This window comes from Corynebacterium yudongzhengii, assembly GCF_003065405.1.
Taxonomy (GTDB): Bacteria; Actinomycetota; Actinomycetes; order Mycobacteriales; family Mycobacteriaceae; genus Corynebacterium; species Corynebacterium yudongzhengii.
Genome location: NZ_CP026947.1, coordinates 2,002,262 through 2,013,421, shown reverse-complemented (window position 1 = coordinate 2,013,421; position 11,160 = coordinate 2,002,262). Strand labels below are relative to the sequence as shown.

The 11,160-nt window shown below is 64.6% G+C and carries 10 protein-coding genes and 2 tRNA genes; 6 read left to right on the top strand and 6 right to left on the bottom strand.

Annotation, left to right across the window (positions count from 1 at the left end):
* Positions 1 to 29: 29 nt before the first annotated feature.
* The 3 genes from C3B44_RS09370 to cmrA form a co-directional block, all read right to left on the bottom strand.
* Positions 30 to 102, bottom strand: a tRNA-His gene (locus tag C3B44_RS09370).
* 93 nt (positions 103 to 195) lie between these two features.
* Positions 196 to 837, bottom strand: a complete 642-nt coding sequence (orn, locus tag C3B44_RS09365) for an oligoribonuclease (protein ID WP_108432634.1) — start codon at positions 835 to 837, stop codon at positions 196 to 198.
* Between the two features lie 15 nt (positions 838 to 852).
* Positions 853 to 1,653, bottom strand: coding sequence for a mycolate reductase (gene cmrA / locus C3B44_RS09360; RefSeq protein WP_108432143.1), 801 nt, complete (start codon positions 1,651 to 1,653; stop codon positions 853 to 855).
* A gap of 212 nt (positions 1,654 to 1,865) precedes the next feature.
* On the opposite strand from cmrA, the gene C3B44_RS09355 reads away from it, so the two are divergent.
* Positions 1,866 to 3,008 (top strand): trypsin-like serine peptidase, encoded by a 1,143-nt coding sequence (locus C3B44_RS09355; protein WP_108432142.1) that lies wholly within the window; start codon positions 1,866 to 1,868, stop codon positions 3,006 to 3,008.
* A 109-nt stretch (positions 3,009 to 3,117) separates the two neighbouring features.
* Here C3B44_RS09355 and C3B44_RS09350 read toward each other — a convergent pair whose 3' ends face one another.
* Both C3B44_RS09350 and C3B44_RS09345 read right to left on the bottom strand, forming a co-directional pair.
* The gene (locus C3B44_RS09350; protein WP_108432141.1) at positions 3,118 to 3,300 is read right to left on the bottom strand and encodes a hypothetical protein; all 183 of its coding nucleotides are present in this window, start codon (positions 3,298 to 3,300) and stop codon (positions 3,118 to 3,120) included.
* Positions 3,301 to 3,641: 341 nt separating this feature from the next.
* Positions 3,642 to 3,715 (bottom strand) — tRNA-Arg (locus C3B44_RS09345).
* A gap of 122 nt (positions 3,716 to 3,837) precedes the next feature.
* Between C3B44_RS09345 and C3B44_RS09340 the strand changes: the two genes are divergently transcribed.
* The 5 genes from C3B44_RS09340 to C3B44_RS09320 all read left to right on the top strand — a co-directional run bounded on the left by C3B44_RS09340 (position 3,838) and on the right by C3B44_RS09320 (position 9,921).
* Positions 3,838 to 6,126 carry a bifunctional copper resistance protein CopD/cytochrome c oxidase assembly protein gene (locus tag C3B44_RS09340; RefSeq protein ID WP_108432140.1) on the top strand — a complete coding sequence of 763 codons (2,289 nt, stop codon included), beginning with the start codon at positions 3,838 to 3,840 and terminating at the stop codon, positions 6,124 to 6,126.
* Between the two features lie 206 nt (positions 6,127 to 6,332).
* Entirely contained in the window at positions 6,333 to 6,893 is a 561-nt protein-coding gene (locus C3B44_RS09335; protein WP_108432139.1) for a single-stranded DNA-binding protein, read from the top strand.
* A 55-nt stretch (positions 6,894 to 6,948) separates the two neighbouring features.
* Entirely contained in the window at positions 6,949 to 8,619 is a 1,671-nt protein-coding gene (gene ettA, locus C3B44_RS09330; RefSeq protein WP_108432138.1) for an energy-dependent translational throttle protein EttA, read from the top strand.
* Between the two features lie 210 nt (positions 8,620 to 8,829).
* Positions 8,830 to 9,285: an acyl-CoA thioesterase gene (locus tag C3B44_RS09325; protein ID WP_108432137.1), complete on the top strand. Its 456-nt coding sequence runs from the start codon at positions 8,830 to 8,832 to the stop codon at positions 9,283 to 9,285.
* The gene (locus tag C3B44_RS09320; protein ID WP_108432136.1) at positions 9,286 to 9,921 is read left to right on the top strand and encodes a DUF8185 domain-containing protein; all 636 of its coding nucleotides are present in this window, start codon (positions 9,286 to 9,288) and stop codon (positions 9,919 to 9,921) included.
* Between the two features lie 24 nt (positions 9,922 to 9,945).
* Here the strand turns inward: C3B44_RS09320 and chrA are convergent, their stop codons facing one another.
* On the bottom strand, positions 9,946 to 11,148 hold the full coding sequence (chrA, locus tag C3B44_RS09315) for a chromate efflux transporter (RefSeq protein ID WP_235840369.1): 1,203 nt from the start codon (positions 11,146 to 11,148) through the stop codon (positions 9,946 to 9,948).
* Positions 11,149 to 11,160: the final 12 nt, after the last annotated feature.

Sequence of the window (11,160 nt, the reverse complement as noted above, 5' to 3'; positions counted from 1 at the left end):
CTCAAAGCAGGTGAGGGTGCTCCCTTCGGGGTGGCTGACGGGGCTCGAACCCGCGACACCCAGGATCACAACCTGGTGCTCTACCAACTGAACTACAGCCACCATCGCTGCTCAATGGGCAGCGCTGTATAGAGTAACTCAGAGCCGGCGAATCACAAAAACCGCAGCTCACGGAGAGTTTTATCAGAAGCTCTCTCAGAGGTGCTCGGCGTAGGCGGCGATGCTGGCGTCCTTCGCCTCGCGTGCCTCGTCGCTTGAGGGGCCCGGGGCGGGGGCGAAGATGGCCCGTCGGTAGTAGTCGAGCTCGCGGATGGACTCGACGATGTCCGCAAGCGCGCGGTGCGCCATGCCCTTCTCCGGCTGCTGGTAGTAGGCGCGCGGGTACCAGCGGCGCGCCAGCTCCTTGACGGAGGAGACGTCGACCATCCGGTAGTGCAGCGCCTGGTCGAGCTTCGGCATGTGCGCGCGGATGAAGGATCGGTCCGTCGCGATGGAGTTGCCCGCCAGGGGAGCGGGGTGCGCCGGATCGCAGTGCGTGGCGATGAGGTCGAGGACCTGCTGTTCTGCGTCTGCGACGGTGGTGTGGGAGGCGCGGATCTCGTCGGTAAGCCCGCTCGAGGCGTGCATCTCGGTGACTACCTCGTCCATGGCGGCGAGGTCTTCGTCGGAGGCGTGGCACACGACGTCGACACCTTCGCCGAGGATGTTGAGGTCGGCATCGGTGACCACGGCGGCGACCTCCACGATGACGTTCTTGTCGGGATCGAGGCCGGTCATCTCAAGGTCGACCCACACCAGGCGGTTGTTCTTCGCGGGTACTTCATCGCTGGAGCTCATGTTTTCCACTCTAGGTCAGCCCATCTGTGAGTAGAACTTGCCGATCAACGGGCTGAGCACAGCCGTCGGCGCGTAGGTTGAGATGAAATCCATCCCCTTCGACAGTGGGCCCGGCACCACGCGGCGACGGTTCTTCGCCATCGCCTCGAGGGTCTCGTAGGCGCAGGAGTCGTAGGTGGTCCATAGAAAGTCGGGCACGACCTTATCGACGATGGTCTGCTCGTCATCCGGCACCACGTCCTCGCGCACTGGTCCCGGGGCAAGCAGCGTGCAGCTGACCCCGGTGCCGCGCAGCTCGTAGTGCAGGGACTCGGTGAAGGTGTTCACGCCCGCCTTGGTGAACACGTAGGTGGCGTTGTTCGGGATCGGGATGTTGCCGGCGGCGGAACCGACATTGCAGATCGCGCCCTCGCCGCGCGCGAGCATTGGGTGGACGAGTGCGTGGGTGAGGCGGAAGACGGCCGTCGCGTTGAGGTGGAACTGTTTCGTCTCGTAGTCCCAGTCCTGCTTCACAAAAGGCCCGAAGCTCGCGATGCCCGCCGAGTTGATGGCAATGTTGACGTGGACGCCGTCGAGGTAGTCGATGAGCCGGTCGACTTCTTCCTCGCGGGCGAGGTCACAAGGGTAGACGTCGACGGTGACGCCGTGGGCGTCGTGAAGCTCCGCGGCTAGTTTGTTGAGCACCTCCTCGCGCCGGGCGACCACGATGAGGTTGTGGCCGCGCTGGGCTAAGCGACGAGCGAGAGCCTCCCCGATGCCTTGGGAGGCGCCGGTGATGAACGCGCGAGTGTCAGGGCCGGGTGAGGGAAGTGCCATGGGAAACCGCCTTTTCTGTCGGGGCCGTGGGGGTCTTCGTCGAATGTCCCAGCGTAACCGAGCACTCGCCGCGGTGAGAGGAGATGGCACTTTCAGGTATTGAAAAGTTTTTTCATTTTTTGGGGCACAGAGGGGCGATAATGAGATAGAATTCACCTGGCAGAGTTTCTGCAATTCTTATAAATTGCAAGCATTCTAAGGACGTGCCCAGAATGGCTTTCTCATCGATCCGCCTGGCTGTCGCCGGGCTCACCACTGTCGGCCTCGCCGTCGGAGCGCTGGTCACTCCCACCAGCGCGGACGCCGCAACCGCTGCTCCCGGCGCCCCCATCCGCACCCACCCCGTCGAAACCTCGCTGCCGAACGTGCCGGTCGAACTCGACGCCGGTATGTGTTCGCAGGGCCCTGTCGGCATGCTCACGGAGGGTGGCCAGGCACCGCGCCCGGTCATGCTGACCGCCGGCCACTGCCTTCTGCCCATGGACCCGCAGTGGGTCCCCACCCATGAGGTCTTCGTGCCGCGCCCAGACGGCGACGAGCTCATCGGTTATCGCGGAGAGGCCAAGCTCATCGAGCCGCGTGAGACCAACGTTGTGGACGCGGCCATCGACGTGGCCCTGGGCGCTGACTGGGGTGTTGTCGAGCTCAACCCGGGTGTCTCCACCACCCGGATGGCGCAGTCGGTGGACCGCTTCGGCAACCCACAGGGCCCGGGCGTTGAGCTCACCGGCATCCGCGACTACCCGGACCTGGCTCCCTACCAGATCAGCATCGACAACTTCGGTCAGCCGATCTGCAAGGATGGCACCACCTCCGGCCGCTCCTGTGGCACCCAGCTGTTCCGCTCCCAGCACATGGTCTACAGCTACAACCTGAACTACCTGAAGGGCGATTCGGGCGGCATCAACTATGACCCGAACAACGGTGAGGTTATCGGCATGACCTCTCAGGCCTTTGGGTCGGTCGGTAGCGCCAGCACGGCCGATGCTGCCCTGCAGGAGGCCTACGGCATCCCGGACGGGCAGGTCAACGACCACTTCCAGCTCTCTGAATCCACCGAGCCGCACGACACGGACTTTAGGACCGTGAACCAGGACAACGAGGCTGGGCAGCAATGGGCCCAGGAGAACCTCGATGTCCCCGACCTGTCCGCGGAGCTCGACAAGGCGGTCGGCGAGGCCCAGGCGGACGCCGAGCAGTACGCCGGTCAGCTCACCGACCAGGTCACCTCCGGCGACTTCGCCGGCGCTGAGCAGACCTGGAACGAGGCTACCGTTACGGCGCAGGATCACATTGATAACATCGGCCCGCTGGGCATCGCCGTCGGCCTGGAGCAGCTCCTCGAAGAGTTCTAGTCCCCGGCGCCTCAAAAACGCCGAAAGCGCGGTCGGAGAAACCGGCCGCGCTTTCTTTGTGCCTAGAACCGGGCAAACACTCAGCCCAGCCGGCACCGATGAAAAGGTTTTAGAGAATAAAGACCGTCACCACGAAACCTACGATCAAAACCGCCGCGATAATCGCGAATCCGATCATTTTCGTATTGCTCACGATGGCGTGCTCGCCGGCGTCATCCGTGGCGACGACGTGGCGAGACAGCGCGTAGGCGATGAGGTCAACACCACCGCCTCGAGGGGCCAGACCCACCACGGGTAGTCCTGTGAGGACATGACGATCCCGGAGCCCGCCGCAATGGCGGCAGAGACTGCCGCCGCGTAGAGGATCAGCGGGATGCGGAATCCGGCTGGGTGGTCACGATTGTGCTAGTTGATACGTCGCTCACTGCTGGCTCCTTCCCATGGGGGCTTTACCCAGCGCCGAGGCAGTGGGGGCGACTGATATGTCACTGTGGGCACACGACGTCTCGCACCCGACGATAACAATGAAAAGGCGCCCCAACTAGGATCATAAGGGATATTTTTCAAAATCTTTACTTGAATAATAAAACTATTCACCCTATCGAGGCCGCCCACCCCGCCCCCAAAGAAAAGCGCCCCCGGCAGGATTCGAACCCGCGACCAGCCGGGTAGAAACCGGATGCTCTAATCCACTGAGCTACGGGGGCAGGCCCGCAGGCTTAACCGCGGGCCACCGCAGACGTGCGCTGCGGTGCGCCTGAAGTGTAGCGCATCACCGTCTAGGGCTAAGGCTTAGGGCCTGATCCATCGACGGTTTAGGGTGTAGTCCATGGCCACTGCGCAGTCATCACAGTCGTCCGTAGACCACCAGCCCACTAGTGCCGGCTCTGCCCGGAAGGCACGTCCCACCTGGCCGCTCTACCTCGTCGCGATTCTGGTCGCCGCTCTCGTTGGCGCCACGATCAGTTATTCGTTTGTCGGGGATTCCCTGGCGGCGCTCGGCATCCCCGACCCCGGGGCGCTGACCACCTACGGCCTGCCCTTTCTCCGGGCCGCTGCGTGGATACTCGCCGCTCTGTCCATCGGATCCTTCCTGTTTGCCGCGTTCTTCATCGACCCGCGCCCACTCCCGGACGGTGGCCGCAGCCTGGCGGAGGCTCGCTTAAGTGTCGACGGGCACATCGCCGCCCGTACCGGCGCCCTCAGCGCGCTGGCGTTCGCGGTGGTGGCGGCGGTAATGATCCCCATGACGCTGTCGGACATCTCCGGCACGCCGTTTTTCCAGTCCCTGGACCCGGGCTCGTGGGCGCTGGCGATCGAGCAGGTGGCCACCAGCCAGGTGTGGCTCGTGTGTACGGTGATCGGCGCCGTCGTCGGCATCGCCGGGCTTATCCTGCGCACCTGGGGCCTGCAGCCCGTGCTATTTGTCGGCTCGGTGGTCATGATCATCCCGCTCGGCATGGAAGGCCACGCGGCCTCCGGCGGCGCGCATGACTACGGCACCAACGCTTACCTCTGGCACCTGGTGTTCATGGCGATCTGGATCGGCGGGCTCATGGCGCTCATCGCCCACGGTCGCCGCCTGGGCCCGGGCCTGCCGAAGGCCGTGCGCCGCTACAGCAAGGTGGCGCTGTTCTCGATCATCGCGGTGGCGATTTCCGGCGTGATCAGCATGCTCATCCGCATCCAGATCACCGACTTGTTGACCACCCGCTACGGGCTGATCATCTTCGCCAAGATTCTCGGCACCGTCATCCTCGCCCTCATCGGCTTCTGGCACCGCCAGGTCACCATGCCGCAGCTGGGCAAGAAGAACTCCGCGTTTGTGCGCCTGGCGGTCGGGGAGGTCGTCGTCATGGCGGCCATCGCCGGTATCGCCGTGACCATGGGCCGGACGCCGCCGCCCCCGCTCGACCCGAACCTGTCTCCGATGGAGATCCAGCTCGGCTACGAGCTCTACGAGGAACCGACGCTTGTCAACGTGTTCACCATGTGGCGCTTCGAGATCCTTTACGGCACCATCGCCCTGCTGCTGGCGGGCTTCTACCTAGCTGGGGTGCGCGTCGCGAAGCGGCGCGGTCAGCAGTGGCGCACCTCGTGGACCATCTGGTGGCTGGTGGGCTGCGCGTCGCTGTTTATCACGGTCAGCTCCGGTATCGGGATGTACATGCCGGCGACCTACTCCATGCACATGCTCGCGCACATGCTGCTGTCCATGGTCGTGCCGCTGTTTCTCACCATGGGCGCGCCGCTGACGCTGGTGATGCGGGTCTGGGACCCCGGCGAGAACGGCGATTTCACCCCGCACGACTGGGCACACGCGCTGTGCCATTCCCGGCTGGTTAAGGTCATCACCACCCCCTGGGTGAACCTGCTGCAGTTCCTCGTGTTCTTCTACGTGCTCTACCTCTACATCCCGCTCTACGAGGTCGCGATCTCCGAGCACGCCGGACACGTCATCATGAACGGCATGTTCTTGGTCTCCGGGTACTTCTACTTCTGGGAGCTGATGGGTCCGGATCACATCCCGGATCGCCGCCCAGCCGCCATCCGGCTGGCCTGGCTGGTGATCTCGATGCCGGTGCACCTCTTCCTCGGCGTCTATCTGATGATGCTCACCACCGTCATGGGCCTGGAGTTCTACCAGTCCCTCGAGCTGCCGTGGGATCCGGATCTGCTGCAGGACCAGCGCGTCGGCGGCGGCATCGGCTGGGCCTTCGGCTCCTTCCCGCTGACCTTCGTCTTCCTCATGCTCTTCTTCGAGTGGCGGAGGGAGGAGAAAATCAACGAACGAGCGCTCGACGAGCGTCTCGACGCCGCAGAGCGCCGGCACACCGAGCACGACCAGCCCGCCGAGGCCACGGCGCCGCGTGGCGAAGAACCGGAGCACAAGGCCGTTGCCGTCGACAGCTCCCGCACCTCTTCCGGGATCCTTTCCCTGCACGGTCAACGTGTGGATAACGCTGAGACCAGCGCCGATGACGAGGAGGCGGAGGATGATATCTCCGAAGATCTCGACGCCTACAACGCCGTGTTGCGCCGTTATCACGAAGGAGGCGGCAGCATGCAGGGCGACTATTACGGACGCGAGTTCCGGCGCAGCAGAAAGAAGCGCTAGCCGCAACCGCGGGTGAAGGATCTGTGGATAACGGCCGTCGAAAAGTGCCTTCCGGGCGAGTTATCCACAGGTTTGCGACACCTCGGCGCGAAGCCGCAATTTTCTCGGCACAGTAACAAGCGAACGCCACCGAAGGCGTTTCACATCCAGTTACATCACCGCCGGATGCCCCGGCGGCCAGTTCCGAGGAAAGGTCCGAAGACGCTATGCCCCAGCACCCGATCACGCTCGTCGGCAATTTGACCAGCAACCCGAAGCTCAAGCGCACCAGCAACGACAACCTCGTCGGCGAGATCCGGCTGGCCGCGTCCCGCTCTGTTCGTGATCTGCAGACGGATACGTGGCGCGACGTCGACAACCTGTACATCACCGGGGAGATGTGGGGCCAGCTGGCCACCAACGCGAAGGCCTCGCTCGTGAAGGGCATGAGCGTGGTGGTCACCGGCCGCATCGTCACCGAGGAGTGGAAGGAGACCATCTACACCGACAGCTTCGGCAAGCAGGCCGACGTCAACCGCCAGAAGATCAAACTCAAGATCGAGCGCCTCGGCGTCGATCTGTCCAAGCACATCGTCTCGTCGCTGCGCACCGACCACGCCACCCACAAGGCGCACGAGGCCCTCGACGCCCCGGAGATGCCGAAGGTCGACGAACTGCTCGACGAAGACCGCGGCGGCGATATCGCAGCGCAGAACGAATCCGCGGCGGCCGCCGCCGCAGCAGGCGCTGAGGCCGGGGAGGAGGGCGGCAAGCAGCCCCCGTTCTAAGACGCCTGATGTACCCTTTGTCAGGAACAGAATACTTCTTCGACAAAGGGGAATAATGGCGGAATTCATCTACACGATGAAAAACGTACGCAGGGCCATCGGGGACAAGCTCATCCTCGACAACGTCACCATGGCCTTTTACCCGGGCGCCAAGATCGGCGTCGTCGGTCCGAACGGCGCCGGTAAGTCGTCGCTGCTGAAGATCATGGCCGGCATCGACGAACCCAACAACGGCGAAGCCTTCCTCGACCCCGGCGCGACCGTGGGCATCCTGCTGCAGGAGCCGCCCCTCAACGAGGAGAAGACGGTCCGCGAAAACGTCGAGGAGGGACTCGGCGACATCATGGTGAAGAAGGCCCGCTTCGAGGAAATCGCCGAGGAGATGGCCACCAACTACTCCGACGAGCTCATGACCGAGATGGGCAAGCTCCAGGAGGAGCTCGACGCCGCCGATGCCTGGGAGGTCGACTCCAAGATCGACCAGGCGCTCTCCGCGCTGCGCTGCCCGCCGGCCGATGAGCCGGTCACTCACCTCTCCGGTGGTGAGCGCCGCCGAGTTGCCCTGGCGAAGCTGCTGCTGACCCAGCCGGACCTGCTGCTTCTCGACGAGCCCACCAACCACCTGGACGCCGAGAGTGTCCTGTGGCTGGAGAAGCACCTGCAGGACTACCCGGGTGCCGTCCTGGCGATTACCCACGACCGCTACTTCCTCGACAACGTCGCGGAGTGGATCTGTGAGGTCGACCGCGGCAAGCTCTACCCCTACGAGGGCAACTACTCCACCTACCTGGAGAAGAAGGCCGAGCGCCTCGAGGTCGCGGGCAAGAAGGACCAGAAGCTGCAGAAGCGCCTCAAGAACGAGCTCGAGTGGGTGCGTTCCTCGCCGAAGGCCCGCCAGTCCAAGAACAAGGCCCGCCTGGAGCGCTACGAGGAGATGGCGGCCGAGGCCGAGAAGTACCGGAAGCTGGACTTCGAAGAGATCCAGATCCCCACCCCGCCGCGGTTGGGCAACAAGGTCGTCGAGGTTCAGGACCTGGTCAAGGGCTTCGACGGGCGTACCCTCATCAAGGACCTGTCGTTCACCCTGCCGCGCAACGGCATCGTCGGCGTCATCGGCCCCAACGGCGTGGGCAAGACTACCTTGTTCAAGACCATCGTGGGCCTGGAGGAACCGGACTCCGGCTCCGTCGAGATCGGCGATACTGTCCAGCTGTCGTATGTCGACCAGAACCGTGAGAACATCGACCCCGAGCAGACCGTCTGGGAGGTCGTCTCCGGCGGCCTCGACTACATCCAGGTCGGCCAGAACGAGATGCCCTCGCGCGCCTACCTCTCGGCGTTCGGCTTCAAGGGCCCGGACCAGCAGAAGCCGTCGAAGGTGCTCTCCGGTGGTGAGCGCAACCGCCTGAACTTGGCGCTGACGCTCAAGCAGGGCGGTAACCTGATCCTCCTCGATGAGCCGACCAACGACCTCGACGTCGAGACGCTCGGCTCTCTGGAAAACGCCCTGACCAACTTCCCGGGCTGCGCCGTGGTCATCTCCCACGACCGCTGGTTCTTGGACCGCACCTGTACCCACATCCTCGCCTGGGAAGGCGATCACGAGGAAGGCAAGTGGTTCTGGTTCGAGGGCAACTTCGGCGACTACGAGAAGAACAAGGTCGAGCGCTACGGTGAGGCCGCCGCACGCCCGTCGTCGACGACCCACCGCAAGCTGGCCCGCTAAACGCTTCCCGCTGTAGAACGCCGCCCCACCGCGTAAGGTATCGCCCGGAGAGCATCCTCTCTTCGGCCACCGGCGCGCCGGGGCGGTGTTTGCGCATCGGGTTGCGCGCTTCGGGTTCCACCAGCCGCTCTGCCGTATAATGGCGCCCGGCGAGATCCTCGCTAGCAATTGAGATTCAGCATTACCAACGATAGGAATTAGTCTTTTCCCATGTCGGCATCCAACTTTGTTCACACCACCCGGGTTCCGCTGCGTTGGGGGGACTTCGACCGGTACGGGCACGTCATGAACGCCAATTACATCGAGCTGGCCCAGGAGGCCCGCGTCGCGTTCGCGGAGGATAACTTCTTCTCTCAGGGACACGACTTCCCGGTGTTCGTGCGCCGTCTCGAGGCCGACTACTTCAAGCCGATCCTCAGCGACACCACCGAGGTGACCGTCGAGACCACCGTCGTGGAGATCGGCACCACCTCTTTTATCACCCGCCAGGAGATCAAGGACCGCCAGAACCGCCTGGCGTGTGTGATCGAGTGCGTCCAGGTCGCCGTCGATCTGCAGACGGAGTCCCCGCGCGCGCTGACGGACACCGAGATCGGTATTCTCACCGAGGCCCCGAAGCAGGCGGAGCTGACCGACGAGGTGCCTGATTACGGGGACGAATTCTAGATGGCCTCGGAGTCGCTGACTGTCACGGCCGGAAAACCCGGCCTGATCTCCCTGGTGGGCAGGGCAACGGATTTGGACGCGGGCGCGTCGGTCCGGTTCCGTCAGCTCGGCGGCGGGGTCATTGACTGCTTCGTCACCACGCCGTTCGAGGTGATCGCTTCTCGACGCATCGAAGGCGAACTCTCCCGCGACGGTGCGGTCGTCGCGGCCGATAACGTGCTCAACGCTTTGCGCCTCGAGAGCCGAGACATCGGCGCACCCCGCGACCCGAGCTGGCCGGGCGCCCTGCCCCCGGCCGAGGGCTATCAGCTTTTAGATACCCTCCCGGTCACCGACGTCCGTCAGCTCGCCGACGAGGGCCAGAAACTTGCCCGGCAGTTCTCCGGGCCGCTGGGCCCGCCGTCGTCGCTGATGAACCAGACTGTCATCACGGTCGAAGGCGGCGGCGAGAAAGTGGAGATCCCGATGCGCATGATCTTTACCTGCACCTCGCTGCGCCTGATCCCGGGGTTCTCCGCGGGCATGGACATCCCCCGGCACCTGCGGGTGGCGGCGGCCGGCCGGTGGGTGCGTCTCGACGCCCCGTTCGGCAGCGTCTACTATTCCCGCGGCCTCGGCGGCGTGCTGCCCATCTAAGGCGTCGTCCCTCGTCGCGCCGGTTTACAGGAAGAAGAAGCCAGCCACGGCGCCGAAAAGCGCCACCGACCACGGCGGCGCCTGGAACTGCGCGAGCATCAGCCAGCAGGCCGCGGCGATCGCCAGGGAGGGCAGGCCGGTGATGCCGTGGGTGATGATCGGGTCGTAGAAGGCGGCCATAAGGATCCCGACGACCGCGGCGTTGATCCCCGTAAACGCCGCCTTGAGCCACGCGGTGTCCTTCCAGCGGGTCCAGAAGTGCAGGCCGGCGATGATGAGCAACGCCGAAGGCAGAAAGATCATCACGGTGGCAAGCACTGCGCCGCCGATGCCGCCGTCGACCGCGCCGAGGTAGGAGGCGAAGGTAAACAGCGGCCCGGGCACGGCCTGGGCGGCGGAGTAACCAGTGATGAACTCTTCCTGGCCCATCCAGCCGCCGCCGACGGCGTGCGACTGCAACAGCGGCAGCACCACGTGCCCGCCGCCGAAGACGAGCGCGCCGGTTTCATAAAAGGCATACGCCCGAGTGAAGAAGTAGCCGCCGATCACGTGCGCTCCGGCCCACAGGCCCGCCAACAGCGCGAAGAATGCGACGATCGCCCCGATCGCCACCGACTGACTGACCGGGCGGATACGCTCCGCTTGCTCCGAGTCCTCAAGCTCCGCGGCCGCCTCGGAGCGCAGCGTCACCAAGCCGATCACCCCGGCGGCGAGGATGACCGCCACGTGGGTGAGCGAATGAGGGAAGATCAACACCACCAGCGCGGTGGCCACCGCGATCGACGCCTTGAGCGCCCCGTTGGCCATCGACCGAGCCATCCCTGAGACCGCGTGGAAGACCACCGCCACCGCGAGCAGCCCGCTGATCCAGCCGGCTGACGCGTCGACGTCGCTCAGCTCCACAATTAACCCGAAGGCGGCCAGCACGACCGCCGAGGGCAGGGTGAACAGCAGCCAGGCCAGCGCCATGCCCAGCCAGCTGCCGCGGTGATAGCCCAGCGCCATGCCGACCTGCGAGGAGGCGGGCCCGGGCAAGAATTGGGAGACGGCGACGATATCCGCGTAGCTCTGATCGCTGAGCCAATGCCGCCGGTCGACGAAGGCGGTACGGAAGTACCCCAAATGCGCCGTCGGCCCGCCGAAGGACGTCAACCCCAGGAGGCTGAACTGGCTGGCGACCTCGGAATTTCGGGTCGGAAACTCAGAAGGGGAGGGCTGGGAAGTCACACCCATGAAGGT

Coding starts and splice junctions, on each gene's coding strand:
- orn (WP_108432634.1), bottom strand. CDS start 837: ATGAGCTCCAGCGATGAAGTACCCGCGAAGAACAACCGCCTGGTGTGG.
- cmrA (WP_108432143.1), bottom strand. CDS start 1,653: ATGGCACTTCCCTCACCCGGCCCTGACACTCGCGCGTTCATCACCGGC.
- C3B44_RS09355 (WP_108432142.1), top strand. CDS start 1,866: ATGGCTTTCTCATCGATCCGCCTGGCTGTCGCCGGGCTCACCACTGTC.
- C3B44_RS09340 (WP_108432140.1), top strand. CDS start 3,838: ATGGCCACTGCGCAGTCATCACAGTCGTCCGTAGACCACCAGCCCACT.
- C3B44_RS09335 (WP_108432139.1), top strand. CDS start 6,333: ATGCCCCAGCACCCGATCACGCTCGTCGGCAATTTGACCAGCAACCCG.
- ettA (WP_108432138.1), top strand. CDS start 6,949: ATGGCGGAATTCATCTACACGATGAAAAACGTACGCAGGGCCATCGGG.
- C3B44_RS09325 (WP_108432137.1), top strand. CDS start 8,830: ATGTCGGCATCCAACTTTGTTCACACCACCCGGGTTCCGCTGCGTTGG.
- C3B44_RS09320 (WP_108432136.1), top strand. CDS start 9,286: ATGGCCTCGGAGTCGCTGACTGTCACGGCCGGAAAACCCGGCCTGATC.